At 65.3% G+C, this 17,743-nt stretch carries 6 protein-coding genes; 3 read left to right on the forward strand and 3 right to left on the reverse strand.

Going from position 1 to position 17,743, the window contains the following annotated elements:
* Positions 1–17 precede the first annotated feature (17 nt).
* Positions 18–2,201 carry a patatin-like phospholipase family protein gene (locus HU772_RS17670; protein WP_186661805.1) on the forward strand — a complete coding sequence of 728 codons (2,184 nt, stop codon included), beginning with the start codon at positions 18–20 and terminating at the stop codon, positions 2,199–2,201.
* Positions 2,202–2,315: 114 nt separating this feature from the next.
* Here the strand turns inward: HU772_RS17670 and HU772_RS17675 are convergent, their stop codons facing one another.
* Positions 2,316–2,753: a MarR family transcriptional regulator gene (locus tag HU772_RS17675; RefSeq protein ID WP_186661806.1), complete on the reverse strand. Its 438-nt coding sequence runs from the start codon at positions 2,751–2,753 to the stop codon at positions 2,316–2,318.
* A 138-nt stretch (positions 2,754–2,891) separates the two neighbouring features.
* Positions 2,892–5,039: a DNA helicase RecQ gene (gene recQ / locus HU772_RS17680; RefSeq protein ID WP_186661807.1), complete on the reverse strand. Its 2,148-nt coding sequence runs from the start codon at positions 5,037–5,039 to the stop codon at positions 2,892–2,894.
* Between the two features lie 245 nt (positions 5,040–5,284).
* On the opposite strand from recQ, the gene HU772_RS17685 reads away from it, so the two are divergent.
* Both HU772_RS17685 and HU772_RS17690 read left to right on the forward strand, forming a co-directional pair.
* Complete coding sequence (locus HU772_RS17685; RefSeq protein ID WP_134690972.1) at positions 5,285–5,872, forward strand: YecA/YgfB family protein; 588 nt, start codon at positions 5,285–5,287, stop codon at positions 5,870–5,872.
* A 9-nt stretch (positions 5,873–5,881) separates the two neighbouring features.
* Entirely contained in the window at positions 5,882–6,244 is a 363-nt protein-coding gene (locus HU772_RS17690) for a YbaN family protein (protein ID WP_186661808.1), read from the forward strand.
* Positions 6,245–8,179: 1,935 nt separating this feature from the next.
* Here the strand turns inward: HU772_RS17690 and HU772_RS17695 are convergent.
* Positions 8,180–17,494, reverse strand: coding sequence for a retention module-containing protein (locus HU772_RS17695; RefSeq protein WP_217858730.1), 9,315 nt, complete (start codon positions 17,492–17,494; stop codon positions 8,180–8,182).
* Between the last annotated feature and the right edge of the window lie 249 nt (positions 17,495–17,743).

The following is a 17,743-nucleotide window of genomic DNA, read 5'->3' on the forward strand; positions in this document are numbered from 1 at the left end:
CAGGTTTGAGACTCACGATGCGTCGCTTGCTGTTCTGCTTCCTGTTGCTCACCTCTTTCATCGCGCAGGCTACCGAAGCGGCCCGGCCGAAGATCGGCCTGGTGCTGTCCGGCGGCGCCGCCCGGGGCCTGGCGCATATCGGCGTGCTCAAGGCCCTCGAGGAACAAGGCGTGCGTATCGATGCCATCGCCGGCACCAGCATGGGCGCGGTGGTCGGCGGGCTGTACGCCTCCGGCTACAGCATCGCCGAGCTGGAGAAACTGGCCACCACCCTCGACTGGCAACAGGCGCTGTCCGACGCCCCGCCACGCAAGGATGTACCGTTCCGGCGCAAGCAGGACGACCGTGATTTCCTGGTCAAGCAGAAGCTGAGCTTTCGCGACGACGGCAGCCTGGGGCTGCCGCTGGGGGTGATCCAGGGCCAGAACCTGGCTCTGCTGCTGGAAAGCAAGCTGGCCCACACTGCCGACATCCGCGACTTCGATAAACTACCGATCCCGTTTCGCGCCGTGGCCACCGATATCACCAGCGGCGAGAAAGTGGTGTTTCGCCGTGGCCACCTGCCCCAGGTAATCCGCGCCAGCATGTCGATCCCAGCGGTGTTCGCCCCGGTGGAACTGGACGGCCGCCTGCTGGTGGACGGCGGCATGACCGATAACATCCCGCTGGACGTGGTACGCGAGATGGGCGTGGACCTGGCCATCGTCGTCGACATCGGCACCCCGCTGCGCAACCGCAAGCAACTGGCCACGGTGGTGGATGTGCTCAACCAGTCGATCACCCTGATGACCCGGCGTAACTCCGAAGAGCAACTGGCCAGCCTGCGCCGCGAGGACATCCTGGTCCAGCCGCCGCTGGCCGCCTTCGGCGTCACCGACTTTGGCCGCGCCCAGGACATGATCGACGCCGGCTACCGCGCCACCCGCAACCTCGACCCGCGCCTGCTGGCGCTGCGCCAGCCCGAAGGCGACGCCAACCTGGCGGTGGCCCGCTCGCCGCGCCAACGCACGCCAATGATCACCGCGATCAAAGTGGAGAACGACTCCAAGGTCAGCGACGATGTGATTCGCTACTACATCCGCCAGCCCATCGGCGAACCGCTGGACCTCGGCCGGTTGCAAACCGACATGGGCACCCTGTACGGGCTCGACTACTTCGATCAGGTGCAGTACCGGGTGGTGCACAAGGGCGAGGACAACACCCTGGTGATCAACGCCCGTGGCCGCCGCGGCGGCACCGACTACCTGCGCCTGGGGCTGAACCTGTCCGACGACCTGCGCGGCGACAGCGCCTTCAACCTCGGCGCCAGCTATCGGGTCAATGGCATCAACCGCCTAGGCGCCGAGTGGCTGACCCGGGCGCAGATCGGCGACGAACAGGAACTGTACAGCGAGTTCTACCAACCCCTGGATGTCGGCTCGCGGTATTTCATCGCGCCGTACCTGGCCCTCGGTTCGCAGAATGTCGAGGCAACCCTCGACAACGACCCGGTGGCCGAGTACCGCCTCGAACGCTATGGCTTCGGCCTCAATGTCGGCCGGCAGATCGGCACCTACGGCGAGGTACGCCTGGGCGTGGGCAAGGCCTGGGGCAACGCCGAAGTGCGCATCGGCGACCAGGACCTGCCCAAGGTCAGCTTCAACGAAGGCTTCTACGAGCTCAAGTACTCGTTCGACACCTTCGACAACGTGTACTTCCCCCACAGCGGCGAGGACATCGGCCTGACCGTGCGCAAGTACGATCGCTCGCTGGATTCGGACCAGGACTACCGGCAATGGCTGGTCAACCTGGACAAGGCCATCAGCAGCGGGCCGAATACCCTGGTGCTGGGCGGGCGCTACGGGCGCACCCTGGATGAGGCCGAGGTGGTCACTTCAAGCTTCGTGTTCGGTGGCGCGCGGCAACTGTCGGGCTTCCGCCAGGACTCGATTTCCGGGCAGAACATGAGCCTGCTGCGCATGGTCTATTACCGTCGGCTGACGCCACGGGCTTACCTGCCGCTGGACTTCCCGCTGTACCTGGGCGGCTCGCTGGAACGTGGGCGGGCGTGGAACAACGACAACGAGTTCGACAGTGGCTATATCAACGCGGCGAGCATCTTCCTCGGGCTGGAAACGCCGCTGGGGCCGCTGAACCTGAGCTATGGGGCCAACGATGCCCATGAAAAGGCGGTGTACCTTAACTTGGGGCATACCTTCTAAGCTGCAAGCTGCAAGCTGCAAGCTGCAAGAAAAAGCGGATCGCGTAGGTACACAGATCCGCTTTTTCTTGAAGCTTGAAGCTTGCGGCTTGCAGCTTGCAGCTTGCGCCTGCTATCAGGACTTCTCGAGATTATCGAGAATCTTCGCATGCACGCGCATGCACACTTCCATGTCAGCCTCGTCTATGCCGGTGAACAGCTCGAGGCGCAAGGCATTGGCGATGGTCTCGATCTGCTCGATCAAAGGCTTGGCCGGTGGGCACAGCAGGATCTTCTTGGCCCGGCGGTCTTCCATCACCGCCTGGCGCCGCACCAGGCCCTGGCTTTCCAGGCTGTCGAGCAGGCGGGCCAGGGTTGGGCCCTCGACCCCGACGCTCTGCGCCAGCTCGCGCTGGGTCGGCGCCTCGTCAAAGCGCGCCAGGTGCAACAGCACCAGCCAGCGTGCCTGCGAAAGGTTGAGCCCGGCCAGGCGGCGATCCAGTTCGGCACGCCAGCCCCGGGACATCTGGGCCAGCTGCATGCCGAAGCGGTGTTGGTTGTCGGTCAAGGGCATAAGCAACTCAATAAACAGAACTAATTATTAGTCAGCTAATCATGCCCTTGCCGATCCGGCAAGGCTCAGTGCCGAGGAAATCGCTGAGAATCGTGTAAGGGCATGACAAAGATCATCAATTGGCACAAATGCCGGCGATCAGAGCTCGAACTCCGCGGCCAGCGCCGCGCGCACGCAATGCAGCACCCCCTCGGGCACCCGCGCGCCGAACAATGGCGCCACCACCGATACCGGGGGCAGTTCACCCTCGCCGTCGAGGAAGGCGTCCTGCACTTCCATCATCAGGTCCTCCGGCAGGTCGAGGGCCTGCTCCAGGCTCAGCTCCTGGCGGCCGATGGCCTCGGCCAGCAGGCTGTAGACATTCTTCTCGGTGCAGTTGAGCTGGCCGGCGATCTGCGCCGGGGTCATGCCGGCGCGGGCCAGGCTGACCAGTTCATGACGCAGGTCGAGCACCACCTTTGGCGCCTCTTCGGTGCCGCCGGCGCCGTTGAGCACTTCGAGGAAGGCCTGGCCGTAGCGCTCCAGCTTGCGTGCGCCGACACCGCTGACCTGGGCCATGTCGCTGAGGCTGGTGGGCATGCTGCGCAACATCTCCAGCAACGTCGAGTCGGGGAAGATGACATAAGGCGGCACGCTGTGCTCCTCGGCCAACTTGCGCCGCAAGGTACGCAACGCCTCCCACAGTTCGCGCTCCTCGGCGCGCACCAGTTGGCTGGCCGGGCTGCCGCCACTGCCGCCGGAGGCCTTGGCCGCGATCTGCGGCTTGAGATCGCGACGCAACTGCAGGTTCACCTCGCCGCGCAACAGTGGCCGGCAGCTGTCGGACAGGCGCAAGCCGCCATAGCCCTCCAGGTCGATATCCACCAGGCCGCGGGCCACCAGCTGGCGGAACAGCGAGCGCCACTCGGCCTCGGCTAGGGCCTTGCCGACGCCGAACACCGAGAGTTTCTCGTGGCCGAAATTACGGACTTTTTCGGTGTCCTTGCCCAGCAGCACATCGACCAGGTGGCCGACGCCATAGCGCTGGCCGGTGCGGAACACCGCCGACAGCGCCTGACGGGCAGGTTCGGTGGCGTCCCAGGTCTGCACATTGTCGACACAGTTGTCGCAATGCCCGCAGGGTTGCTCCAGCACTTCGTCGAAGTAGGCCAGCAGCGACTGGCGGCGGCAGCGGGTTTCCTCGCACAGCGCCAGCATGGCGTCGAGCTTGTGTTGCTCGATGCGCTTGTGCCGCTCGTCGCCCTCGGAGTTCTGCAGCATCTGCTTGAGCATCACCATGTCCTGCAGGCCGTAGGCCATCCAGGCGTCCGATGGCAGGCCGTCACGGCCGGCCCGGCCGGTTTCCTGGTAATAGGCCTCGAGCGACTTGGGCAGGTCGAGGTGGGCGACGAAGCGCACGTTGGGCTTGTCGATGCCCATGCCGAAGGCGATGGTGGCGACCATGATCAGCCCTTCCTCGTTGAGGAAGCGGTGCTGGTTGGCGGCGCGGGTCTCGGCGGCCAACCCGGCGTGGTACGGCAGGGCCGGGAAGCCCTGCTCGCAGAGGAAGGCGGCGGTCTCGTCGACTTTCTTGCGCGACAGGCAGTAGACGATGCCGGCATTGCCGCGGCGCTCGCCGAGGAAGGCCATCAACTGCTTGCGCGGCGCTTCCTTGGGCACGATGCGGTAGAAAATATTCGGCCGGTCGAAGCTCGACAGGAAACGCTCGGCGCCCTGCAGGTGCAGGCGCTGGACGATCTCCTCGCGGGTGCGCATGTCGGCGGTGGCGGTCAGGGCGATACGCGGCACATGGGGGAACAGCTCGGCCAACTGGCCCAGTTGCAGGTACTCGGGGCGGAAATCGTGGCCCCATTGCGACACGCAGTGGGCCTCGTCGATGGCGAACAGGGCGATGTCCAGGCCGCGCAGGAAGTCCAGCATGCGCGGCTGCACCAGGCGCTCGGGGGCCAGATAGAGCATCTTCACCTCGCCGCGGCGCAGGCGCCCGGCGAGGTCGCGCTGCTGCTCGGCGCTCAAGGTGGAGTTCAGCGCGGCGGCGGCCACGCCCAGCTCGTCGAGAGTGGCGACCTGGTCGTCCATCAGCGCGATCAGTGGCGACACCACCACCGTCAGGCCCGGACGCAGCAGCCCCGGTACCTGGAAGCACAGCGACTTGCCGCCGCCGGTAGGCATCAGCACCAGGGCATCGCCGCCGCCCGCCACACATTCGATGATCGCGGCCTGGCGCCCACGGAAACTGTCGTAACCGAAGACATCCTTGAGGACGCGCTGAGCCTGTTCGAGCATTTGCCACTCCAAAATCGCCGTACCATCCTGGACTCAGGCTGGACGATAAATCCGCCGCGCACACACCGAATGCGTAAGCGGTTTTTGCCGGCTGGCGCGAAAATCGCCAGCCGGCACGAAAAACCGCAGAGTATACCCGACTGCCACGCCCCCCGGCATGCCCCGGTGACAGACGTTCCCTTTGCCCTGGAAAGCCTGCAAGGTGCTAGAATTCAGCATCGTTTATTCCCCAAGGTAGCCCTGTAATGTCCTTCGCCGAGCAACTGACCCGCCTGCAAGCCTTCCTCGACGCCGATGAGCTGCACGAAGAAGCGCTGGACTACGTCGCCGCCCACGGCTACCTGACCGCGCTGTCGATCTGCTCGGAGGAAGTACCAGAACGCGAATGGATCGACGCCCTGTTCGCCGAAGAACCCCACTACGCCAGCGATGCCCAGCGCACCGAGATCGAGGCCACCCTGGTTGCGCTCAAGGGCCACATCGCCCGTCAGCTGGCCAGCGACGAGGAGTTCGACCTGCCCTGTGAGCTGGACCTGACCGACGAGCCGGACGATTCCGACCTGCGCGGCTGGTGCATCGGCTTCATGGAGGGCGTGTTCCTGCGTGAAGAGGCCTGGTTCGAGAACGCCGAGGAAGAAGTCAGCGAAATGCTCCTGCCGATCATGGTCGGTTCGGGCCTGTTCGACGAACAGCCGGAATTCGCCGACATTGCCAGCAACGCCAACCTGCAGGACGACATGATCGTGCAGATCCCCGAGGCGTTGAGCGCGCTGTTCCTGCTGCTGCACGCGCCGGAAGAAAAGCCTGCCCTGCTCAAGCCGCGCCACCACTGATCAGCGGTGGTGCGCTACCTGCTGCTGGCCGTCGGCTGGCTCAGCGTCGCGCTGGGGGTCGTGGGGATCTTCCTGCCGGTACTGCCCACTACCCCATTCCTGCTGCTCGCGGCGGCCTGCTTTGCCCGCAGTTCGCCGCGTTTTCATGCCTGGCTGGTCAACCACCCGAAGCTCGGGCCGTGGATCCGCGACTATCTCAGCGGCGAGGGCATCCCGCTCAAAGGCAAGGTCTACGCCATTGGCCTGATGTGGGCGAGCATCGGCCTGTCCTGCTACCTGGTGCCGTTGTTCTGGGCACGCGTGTTCATGCTGAGCAGCGCGGTACTGGTCAGCGCCTGGATCCTCAAGCAGAAGACCCTGCAGCGACCGTAGCGAGCACAATACTTATCCTGTGGGAGCGGGCTTGCCCGCGAAGCAGGCAACGCGGTGCCTGGCACCGGCTATGCCGGTGTTCGCGGCTGAAGCCGCTCCCACAGCGACCGCGCCGACCTCAGGGCATGCACCACACCTGTGGGAGCGGGCTTGCCCGCGAAGCAGGCGACGCGGTACCTGGCACCGGCTACGCTGGTGTTCGCAGCTGAAGCCGCTCCCACAGCGACCGCGCCACCCTCAGGGCATGCACCACACCTGTGGGAGCGGGCCTGCCCGCGAAGCAAGCGACGCGGTGCCTGGCACCGGCTGTGCCGGTGTTCGCGGCTGAAGCCGCTCCCACAGGGACCGCGCCGACCTCGGGGCATGCCCCACACCTGTGGGAGCGGGTTTACCCGCGAAGCAAGCGACGCGGTGCCTGGCACCGGCTGCGCCGGTGTTCGCGGCTTCCCACAGGGACCGCGCCGACCTCGGGGCATGCCCCACACCTGTGGGAGCGGGCTTGCCCGCGAAGCAAGCGACGCGGTGCCTGGCACCGGCTACGCTGGTGTTCGCAGCTGAAGCCGCTCCCACAGCGACCGCGCCACCCTCAGGGCATGCACCACACCTGTGGGAGCGGGCCTGCCCGCGAAGCAAGCGACGCGGTGCCTGGCACCGGCTGTGCCGGTGTTCGCGGCTGAAGCCGCTCCCACAGGGACCGCGCCGACCTCGGGGCATGCCCCACACCTGTGGGAGCGGGTTTACCCGCGAAGCAAGCGACGCGGTGCCTGGCACCGGCCGCTGCGCCGGTGTTCGCGGCTGAAGCCGCTCCCACAGGGACCGCGCCGACCTCGGGGCATGCCCCACACCTGTGGGAGCGGGTTTACCCGCGAAGCAAGCGACGCGGTGCCTGGCACCGGCTGCGCCGGTGTTCGCGGCTAAAGCCGCTCCCACAGGGACCGCGCCGACCTCGGGGCATGCCCCACACCTGTGGGAGCGGGTTTACCCGCGAAGCAAGCGACGCGGTGCCTGGCACCGGCTGCGCCGGTGTTCGCGGCTAAAGCCGCTCCCACAGGGATCGCGCCGGCCTCAGGGCATGCCCCACACCTGTGGGAGCGGGTTTACCCGCGAAGCAAGCGACGCGGTGCCTGGCACCGGCTGCGCCGGTGTTCGCGGCTAAAGCCGCTCCCACAGGGATCGCGCCGGCCTCAGGGCATGCCCCACACCTGTGGGAGCGGGTTTACCCGCGAAGCAAGCGACGCGGTGCCTGGCACCGGCTGCGCCGGTGTTCGCGGCTAAAGCCGCTCCCACAGGGATCGCGCCGGCCTCAGGGCATGCACCACACCTGTGGGAGCAGGCTTGCCCGCGAAGCAGGCGACGCGGTACCTGGCACCGGCTACGCTGGTGTTCGCGGCTGAAGCCGCTCCCACAGGGATCGCGCCGGCCTCAGGGCATGCACCACACCTGTGGGAGCAGGCTTGCCCGCGAAGCAGGCGACGCGGTACCTGGCACCGGCTACGCTGGTGCCGCTCCCAGTGTTCATGGCTAAAGCCGCTCCCAGCACCACACCTGTGGGAGCAGGCTTGCCCGCGAAGCAGGCGACGCGGTACCTGGCACCGGCTACGCTGGTGTTCGCGGCTGAAGCCGCTCCCACAGCGACCGCGCCGGCCTCAGGGCATGCACCACACCTGTGGGAGCGGGTTTACCCGCGAAGCAGGCAACGCGGTGCCTGGCACCGGCTGTGCCGGTGTTCGCGGCTGAAGCCGCTCCCACAGGGACCGCGCCGGCCTCAGGGCATGCACCACACCTGTGGGAGCGGGTTTACCCGCGAAGCAGGCAACGCGGTGCCTGGCACCGGCTGTGCCGGTGTTCGCGGCTGAAGCCGCTCCCACAGCGGCCGCGCTAGCTTTAGCAGTTGAGCAAGACCGTTGCTCCCACAGGGAAAAGCGTAACAGCCGCTTACACCGTATCCACCTTCAACGAATGGTCATTGAGCATGCCGTTGATGATGGTCGCGGTGTCATGCCCCGCCGCGATCACCCCGCCGGCACCGGCCGCAACCCCGTAATGCTGGGCCAGGTCGACCCCGGCCAGGTCGATGGTCTGGGTTGGCGCGGCCCCCGCGACGCTGCTGACCTCGATGGTCGACACCACGTTGCCGCCCGTGCCGCTGACCTTGAAGTGCAGGTAGTCGTCCAGTGACGCGCTGGTGGCATTCTCGCCTTGCAGCAGCTGCGACAGGTCGAGGCGGTCGCTGCCTGGGGTGAAATCGGTCACGGTATCGTGCCCGGTATCGCCCTTCTGCCAGACGAACACATCGTTGCCACTGCCCCCGGTCAAAGTGTCGTCGCCCCGCCCGCCAATCAGGATGTCATTGCCCGCGCCGCCCCTGAGCACATCGTTGCCCGCCCCACCATTGAGCAGGTTGTCGCCATCGTTGCCGATCAACGTGTCGTTGTAGTCCGAACCGATCAGGTTCTCGATGCCCGTCAGGGTGTCCTGCCCAGCGCCGACGGTGTTCTGTGGCCCGACATGGCCCAGGTCCACGGTCACCCCGGCAGTGGCCCGGGCGTAGCTGGCGGTGTCGTTGCCAGCGCCACCATCGAGCAGGTCGTTGCCCGGCCCGCCGATCAGCAGGTCGTTGCCGTCGCCACCGTGCAGGCTGTTGTTGCCCGCCCCCGCCACCAGCACATCGTTGCCTGCGCCGCCATTGAGCGTGGTATCGCCGTTGCCGGCCACCAGCACATCGTCACCACTGGTGCCGGTCAGCGTGTTACCGGCCTGGTAGGTGATGTCCACCGCGCCCGTGGCCGTGCCGCCGTGGTTGTCACTGACGGTGTAGCTGCCATGGTAGGGATCGTTGGTCGCATTGCTGTAGTCCACCACCAGGCTCAGCTTGTAGTTCTCGGCGGCCTTGCTGTTGCCGGCGGCGTTCTCGGTGTTGATCACATGGATGCTGTACACCCCGTCATGGCTCGCGGTGAAGCTGCCGCCGTCGGCGATGGTCTGGTAGCTGCCGCTGGCGTCCTTCCACTCCATCATCAGGTTGCCAGCCGGACGGTCGTGATCGAGGGTCAGGGTCTCGCCCTTGCGCAGGGTAACGGTCAGGGTGTCCTCGTCGTTGGCGTTGCTGGTACTGATCGAACCCAGGTAGCCGGCCACCACCAAGGCTGCGGTCATGCTGCCGTTGAGGCTGGTGAATTCGCTGCGCGCCAGGTCGCGGAACTGGTTCTCGCTGCGATTCTGGGTGCCGTCGAAGCTGATGGTGCGGGCCTGGGCGCCGGCGGTGAAACCTGCGCCCTTGTCGGCGAAGTTGGTGTTGAAGGTGATCGGTGCCGCGCTCAGGCGATCATGGTCGGCATCGCTGTCGTTGGCCAGCAGGGCTTCGGCTGGCACCGTCAGCGTGGCCCCGCTGATATTGCTGATGATGTGATCGGCACCGGCCACTGGGGCGGTGTTGGTATTGATGTTCACCGTCAGGGTGGCGCTGCGGGTATCGCCGTCGTTATCGCTGGCGGTGAAGGTGAAGTGCTCCACCTGACTGCTGCCGTTGTCCTTGGGCGGGGTGTAGGTGAACTCGCCGTTGTCCATGTTCACCAGCAAGGTACCGCCCAGGCTGGTCTTGATGTTCAAGCTGTTGGTGCCGGTATCGAACATGGCCTTGTCCGCGCCACCGCTGACCGTGTAGCCACCCTGCCCACCATTGGCTTTCGGGTCGTAGGTGTAGGTGGTGCCATCGACCAGCAGCGCCTTGATGAAACCGCCGTCGGCGCCAAAGTCGCCACCGCTCATCAGGCTGCCGGTGATCGGCGCGCCCTGCACGGTGCCGGTGAGCACCGCATTGAGCTGGTTGAGGTCGGTGACCACCACCGAGTTGGTGTCGGTATGGCTGCTGCCGTCGTAGGCCAAGGGGTTGAGGTTGCCGGCATTGACACCGGTACCCATGCCGATGGCATAGGACTTGATGCCATTGTTGTCGAGGAAGGTTTCCCAGGCGGTCTCGCGCACCGCCGTCATCGAATGGCCGGAAGTCGGCTCGCCGTCCGAGAAGAAGTAGCTGATGTTCTGCGCCCCTACCAGCTTGCCGGAGGTGCTCCAGGCTTCCTGGGCCTTGGTCGCCGCCGAATCGTAGTAGGTCGAGCCATTGGCCGTGAGCCCGGCGATCAGGCTCTTGGCCTCGCTGATCGTGACCCAGACCGGGGTCTGCACCGTCGCGCCGGTGGAGAAGGTGACCACCTGGACCTTGATGTCGCCCATCTCGTCATACTTGTCGAGCAGCGCGTTGATCGCCTGCTTGGCCAGGTCCAGGCGGGTCAGGCCCGGCACACCCGAGGCGGAGTCCATGCTGCCGGACACATCGATCACCAGCAGGATGTTGGAATCCACCTGGCCCGGGGTGATGCTGCGCACCGCAGAGGCGACATTGGGCACATCGTCGACGATATTGATGGCAATGGTGCTGGTGACACTGTTGCCCAGGGCGTCGGTGGCCTTGTAGGTAAAGTACTCGTTGACGGTATTGGCACCGTCGTCGGCACCGCCCGGGGTTTTCGGCGCCGAGGTCAAGGTATAGGTGTATGAGCCATCGGCATTGAGCTGGATCTGGCCGTACTGGCCCACGGCATTGCCGACCAGGCTGTAGGTCAGCGCGCCGACACCTCCGGTGACCGATCCGACCAGGCTGCCGGACGCGGTCTCACTGCTGGAGCCCGGTTCACTGCCGGTGACGGTGCCCGCAGCCAGGTCGTTGCCATCCTTGAACAGATCCAAGGCCTTCTCGTAGACAGTGACATCGTTGTCGACAGCCGCCACCAGCTTGCTGTCCTGGACATTGATGGTCAGGGTGGTGGTGCTCTCGTCGCCGTCGGCATCGCGAATGGTGTAGACGAACACATCCGCAGCCCCCGCCGGCGCCACGCTGTCGGGATTGGCGTGGTAGATGGCATTGCCTTGGCTGTCGAGGGTCAGGTAGCCGTACTGGCCGACAATCTGCTCGCCCACATGGCCGCTGGCCGAGGTGGCGGTATCGCTACCGGCGCGCACGCCAACCACATACTGGCCATCGCTGCGCACATCGGCGCCGATCACGTCGTTGTCCAGTACATTGCCGCTCACTGTGCTGCCTTCGGCGACCGAAATCACATCACAGTGGGCCTTGGGCATGTCATCGACAATGCTGACGACCAGGGTGCTGGTGGTGGAGTTGCCCAGCGAATCCTTCACCTGGTAGGTGAAGCTCTCGGTCACCACATTCGGGCCATCGTTGGCATGTACCGGCGAGTTCGGCGCCGAGGTCAGGGTGTAGGTGTAGGAGCCGTCGGCATTGAGCTGGATCTGGCCGTACTGGCCAAGCGCATTGCTGACCAGGGTGAAGGTCAAGGCACCGATACCACCACTCACCGAGCTGGCCAGCGAACCGCTGGTGGTTTCGCTGGTGGCGTGCGGGTCGCTGCCGGTGACCGTGCCGGGCGCCAGGTCGCTGCCATCCTTGACCAGGTCCAGGGCTTTCTCGAAGACCTTGACGCTATCGTCCGGGCAGACGACCAGCGAAATATCGTGGACATCGATGGTGATGGTGGTGGTGCTTTCGTCACCGTCGGCATCACGGATGGTATAGACGAACACATCGGTCGCGCCGGGCGGTGCCACACTGTCAGGGTTGGCATGGTAGGAGGCGTTGCCCTGGGCATCCAGGGTCAGGTAGCCGTACTGCCCTACGACATGGCTGCCCAGCTGGCCGATGGCGGAGGTGGACGTATCGGTACCGGCACGTACGCCAACCACGTACTGCCCGTCGGCCCGCACATCGGCGCCGACCACGTCGTTGACCAGCACGTTGCCGCTGACCGTGCCGCCTTCGTAGACATTGGCAAAGTCGCTGTGGGCCTTGGGCACATCGTCGACGATGCTGATGACGATGGTACTGGTGGTGGCGTTGCCCAGCGAATCCTTGACCTCGTAGGTGAAGGTCTCGGTCAGCACATTCGGACCGTCATTGACATGGTTGGGCGAGTTGGCCGGAGACGTCAGGGTATAGGTGTAGGTGCCGTCGGCATTCAGCTGGATCTGGCCGTACTGGCCCGTGGCGCTGCCGACCAGGCTGTAGGTCAGCGCGCCGACCCCGCCACTGGCCGAGCCCGCCAACGAGCCGCTGGCCGTCTCGGCGCTCGAACCCGGCTCGCTGCCGACCACGGTGCCCCCCGCCAGGTCGTTGCCATCCTTGTTCAGGTCGAGGGCCTTCTCGTAGACGGTGACCTCGCTGTCAGGCCCGGCAATCAACGAACAATCGCGTACATCGATGGTGATGGTGGTCGTGCTTTCGTCGCCGTCGGCATCGCGCACGGTGTAGACGAATACATCCGTGGCGCCGGGTGGTGCCACGGCGTTGGGGTTGGCGTGGTAGGTGGCGTTGCCCTGGGCATCCAGGGTCAGGTAGCCATATTGGCCGACCACGTTGCTGCCCAGCTGGCCGATCGCCGACGTCGAGGTATCGGCCCCGGCGCGCACGCCAACCACATACTGGCCATCGGCACGCACATCGGCGCCTGAGCTATCGTTGTCGAGCACGTTGCCGCTGACGGTCCCGCCTTCGACGACACTGGCCGCGTCGGCTTCGGCCTTGGGCAGGTCATCGATGATGTTCACATCCAGCGTATTGCTGGCACTGCTGCCGTCGGTGTCTGTCGCAGTGACGGTGAAATGCTCGCTGAGGCTGTTGGCGCCATCGCCGCTGGCATGGGTTTCGGTGGTAGTGAGGGTGTAGCTGTAGCTGACCACGCCGGTGGCCGGGTTGTAGCCGGTGATGGTCAGGGTGTTGCCCAAGGCCGTGGTGATTGATTGTGGGAAGCCCACTGCCACACCACCGCTGACTACGCTGATGCCGCCCACGCTCAGGGTTTGCAGGCCGTCTGGCGCCGTCACCGTGAAACTGCCGCTCTGGGTCAGCGCGCCTGGGTTCGGCGCGCTGCCGTCGGCCAGGTTCTTCTCGTAGACGGTCAGTTCACCGCCGTTCACATCCAGGCCACCCAGGGTGACCGGGTCATTGAGGTTGGTGACGTTGAGGGTCAAGGTCGCCGTGCTGGTGTCGCCGTCGGCATCCTTCAAGGTGTAGGTGAAGGTCTCCACCCCATTACCGCCACCGTGCAGGTTCTTGAAGTCCGTGTCGTTGGGGTTGAGGGTGTAGGTGTAGGAGCCGTCCGCAGCCAGCACCAGGGTGCCGTAGGTGCCGACGAAGGTGCCGGCCACCACCGGGCCGCTGGCCACACGGTCGGCGCCCTGTACGTCGTTGCCCAGCACGTTGCCCGTGAGTTCGAGGTGTTGCTCGGTGGCTGGAGTGGCGTTGCTGTCATCCACGGCCTTGGGCACATCGTCGACGATGTTCACATCCAGCGTACTGCTGGCACTGCTGCCGTCGGTGTCCGTCGCAGTGACGGTGAAGTGCTCGCTGAGGCTGTTGGCGCCATCGCCGCTGGCGTGGGTTTCGGTGGTGGCAAGGGTGTAGCTGTAGCTGACCACGCCGGTGGTCGGGTTGTAGCCGGTGATGGTCAAGGTGTTGCCCAAGGCCGTGGTGATCGACTGCGGGAAGCCCGCTGCCACGCCACCGCTGACTACAGTGATGCCGCCCACGCTCAGGGTTTGCAGGCCGTCCGGCGCTGTCACCGTGAAACTGCCGCTCTGGGTCAGCGCGCCTGGGTTCGGCGCGCTGCCGTCGGCCAGGTTCTTCTCGTAGACGGTCAGTTCGCCGCCGTTCACATCCAGGCCACCCAGGGTGACCGGGTCATTGAGGTTGGTGACATTGAGGGTCAGGGTCGCCGTGCTGGTGTCGCCATCGGCATCCTTCAAGGTGTAGGTGAAGTTCTCCACCCCATTGCCGCCACCGTGCAGGTTCTTGAAGTCCGTGTCGTTGGGGTTGAGGGTGTAGGTGTAGGAGCCGTCCGCAGCCAGCACCAGGGTGCCATAGGTACCGACGAAGGTCCCTGCCACCACCGGGCCGCTGGCCACACGGTCGGCACCTTGCACGTCATTGGTCAGCACGTTGCCCGTGAGTTCGAGGTGCTGCTCGGTGGCTGGAGTGGCGTTGCTGTCATCCACGGCCTTGGGCACATCGTCGACGATGTTCACATCCAGCGTATTGCTGGCACTGCTGCCGTCGGTGTCCGTCGCAGTGACGGTGAAGTGCTCGCTGAGGCTGTTGGCGCCATCGCCGCTGGCGTGGGTTTCGGTGGTGGCAAGGGTGTAGCTGTAGCTGACCACGCCGGTGGTCGGGTTGTAGCCGGTGATGGTCAAGGTGTTGCCCAAGGCCGTGGTGATCGACTGCGGGAAGCCCGCTGCCACGCCACCGCTGACTACAGTGATGCCGCCCACGCTCAGGGTTTGCAGGCCGTCCGGCGCTGTCACCGTGAAACTGCCGCTCTGGGTCAGCGCGCCTGGGTTCGGCGCGCTGCCGTCGGCCAGGTTCTTCTCGTAGACGGTCAGTTCGCCGCCGTTCACATCCAGGCCACCCAGGGTGACCGGGTCATTGAGGTTGGTGACATTGAGGGTCAGGGTCGCCGTGCTGGTGTCGCCATCGGCATCCTTCAAGGTGTAGGTGAAGTTCTCCACCCCATTGCCGCCACCGTGCAGGTTCTTGAAGTCCGTGTCGTTGGGGTTGAGGGTGTAGGTGTAGGAGCCGTCCGCAGCCAGCACCAGGGTGCCATAGGTACCGACGAAGGTCCCTGCCACCACCGGGCCGCTGGCCACACGGTCGGCACCTTGCACGTCATTGGTCAGCACGTTGCCCGTGAGTTCGAGGTGCTGCTCGGTGGCTGGAGTGGCGTTGCTGTCATCCACGGCCTTGGGCACATCGTCGACGATGTTCACATCCAGCGTATTGCTGGCACTGCTGCCGTCGGTGTCCGTCGCAGTGACGGTGAAGTGCTCGCTGAGGCTGTTGGCGCCATCGCCGCTGGCGTGGGTTTCGGTGGTGGCAAGGGTGTAGCTGTAGCTGACCACGCCGGTGGCCGGGTTGTAGCCGGTGATGGTCAGGGTGTTGCCCAAGGCCGTGGTGATCGATTGTGGGAAGCCCGCCGCCACACCACCGCTAACTACGCTGATGCCGCCCACGCTCAGGGTTTGTAGGCCGTCCGGCGCCGTCACCGTGAAGCTACCACTCTGGGTCAGCGCGCCTGGGTTCGGCGCGCTGCCGTCGGCCAGGTTCTTCTCGTAGACGGTCAGTTCACCGCCGTTCACATCCAGGCCGCCCAGGGTGACCGGGTCATTGAGGTTGGTGACATTGAGGGTCAAGGTCGCCGTGCTGGTGTCGCCGTCGGCATCCTTCAGGGTGTAGGTGAAGGTCTCCACCCCATTACCGCCACCGTGCAGGTTCTTGAAGTCCGTGTCGTTGGGGTTGAGGGTGTAGGTGTAGGAGCCGTCCGCGGCCAGCACCAGGGTGCCGTAGGTGCCGACGAAGGTCCCCGCCACCACTGGGCCGCTGGCCACACGGTCGGCACCTTGCACGTCGTTGGTCAGCACGTTGCCCGTGAGTTCGAGGTGTTGCTCGGTGGCTGGAGTGGCGTTGCTGTCATCCACAGCCTTGGGCACATCGTCGACGATGTTCACATCCAGCGTACTGCTGGCACTGCTGCCGTCGGTGTCCGTCGCGGTGACGGTGAAATGTTCGCTGAGGCTATTGGCGCCATCGCCGCTGGCGTGGGTCTCGGTCGCAGTGAGGGTGTAGCTGTAGCTGACCACACCGGTGGCGGGGTTGTAGCCGGTGATGGTCAGGGTGTTGCCCAAGGCCGTGGTGATCGATTGTGGGAAACCCGCCGCCACACCACCGCTAACTACAGTGATGCCGCCCACGCTCAGGGTTTGCAGGCCGTCCGGCGCCGTCACCGTGAAGCTGCCGCTCTGGGTCAGCGCGCCTGGGTTCGGCGCGCTGCCGTCGGCCAGGTTCTTCTCGTAGACGGTCAGCCCGCCGCCGTTCACACCCAGGCCACCCAGGGTGACCGGGTCATTGAGGTTGCTGACGTTGAGGGTCAAGGTCGCCGTGCTGGTGTCGCCGTCGGAATCCTTCAAGGTGTAGGTGAAGGTCTCCACCCCATTGCCGCCACCGTGCAGGTTCTTGAAGTCCGTATCGTCGGGGTTGAGGGTGTAGGTGTAGGAGCCGTCCGCGGCCAGCACCAGGGTGCCGTAGGTGCCGACGAAGGTCCCCGCCACCACTGGGCCACTGGCAATGCGGTCGGCACCTTGCACGTCGTTGGTCAGCACATTGCCCGTGAGTTCAAGATGCTGCTCGGTGGCCGTCACAGCATTGCCGTCATTCACTGCCCTGGGCACATCGTCGCGGATGATCACGTCCAGCGAGCCGCTGGCCACGTCACCATCGCTGTCGCTGACCAGCACCGGGAAGTGCTCGCCCAAGGTATTGTTGCCAGCACCGTCGGGGTGCTGCTCGGCGCCGGTCAGGGTGTAGCTGTAGCTGACCACACCGGTAGTCGGGTTGTAGCCGGTGATGGTCAGGATGTTGCCGAGCCCGGTGACGATCGACTGGCCGACACCGGTCACCACCCCCGCCGTGACCACATTGATGCCACCTACACTCAGGTTGAATACACCGTCGGCGGCGACCACGGTAAAGCTGCCGGCCTGGGTCAACGCCGCTGGGTTGCTGGCCGAGCCCTGGGGCAGGTTGGCCTCGTCCAGGGTCAGTTCGCCAGGGCTGACCGCCAGGCCATCGAGGCTGACCGGATTGTCCGCCCCTGGCGGCAGGCCATTGTCATTGTTCAGGTCGAGCGCGCCCAGGTAGCGGTTGGCAAGCTCGGGGATGCCATTGAAGCCGGCGGTAGGGAAACCAATGGTCGGGTCCACTCGCCCGGCCACTTCGGAGAGGATCACAAAGCTGTGGCCGCCGCCCAGCGCCCCCGCCACGCCCGCCGGATTGCCACCGGCGGCGGTCGCTTCGGCTTCTTGGGTGGGGTCGGCACCCGCGGCGATCGCTTGCTGGATGCGCTCGACATCGCTGAGCTGGCCGTCGTTGGGCACCAGGTCCGGGGTCTGCACATGGGGCGCACGGTTGGCCAACAGTTCCGGGGTCATTTCCAGGCTGCTGTCACGCCCGAGGGTCAATTCGGCGCCGTTGTGCAGCCGCACCGCCACCGCGCCAGCACTGCTGGTCTGCAGTTGCTCGCCGGCAAACAACCGGTCGCCCTCCACCAGCAGGCGGCGATGACCGTCATCACCAACCGCGAATACCTGGCCAACGACTTTGCTGACCACACCGACTAATTTAGCCATGAGCGTACGCCTCCCCTGCCGATGGGCTTTTCGCAGATCAAGGCGTGTCGGGTAATTCGCGCCACGATCCAGCAGTGAATCGCGACTGTCACATTCGTGGGACCCCACGCTCCTTGTGACGATTGCGGCGTAAGCGGTGATGGAGAATGGCCATTATCGAGTGCCATTTTTTTGTCGCCAAATTCCGCTTTTGCCCTCCTCCCCTATCTCCTTAGCTGCAAAAAATCTGGAACTTTCCGCGAAGCCCGA

The sequence above is a fragment of the Pseudomonas xantholysinigenes genome (assembly GCF_014268885.2).
Taxonomy (GTDB): Bacteria; Pseudomonadota; Gammaproteobacteria; order Pseudomonadales; family Pseudomonadaceae; genus Aquipseudomonas; species Aquipseudomonas xantholysinigenes.

What these genes read in the sequence shown, in the direction of transcription:
- HU772_RS17670 (WP_186661805.1), top strand. Translation starts at nt 18, where the DNA reads ATGCGTCGCTTGCTGTTCTGCTTCCTGTTGCTCACCTCTTTCATCGCG.
- HU772_RS17675 (WP_186661806.1), bottom strand. Translation starts at nt 2,753, where the DNA reads ATGCCCTTGACCGACAACCAACACCGCTTCGGCATGCAGCTGGCCCAG.
- recQ (WP_186661807.1), bottom strand. Translation starts at nt 5,039, where the DNA reads ATGCTCGAACAGGCTCAGCGCGTCCTCAAGGATGTCTTCGGTTACGAC.
- HU772_RS17685 (WP_134690972.1), top strand. Translation starts at nt 5,285, where the DNA reads ATGTCCTTCGCCGAGCAACTGACCCGCCTGCAAGCCTTCCTCGACGCC.
- HU772_RS17695 (WP_217858730.1), bottom strand. Translation starts at nt 17,494, where the DNA reads ATGGCTAAATTAGTCGGTGTGGTCAGCAAAGTCGTTGGCCAGGTATTC.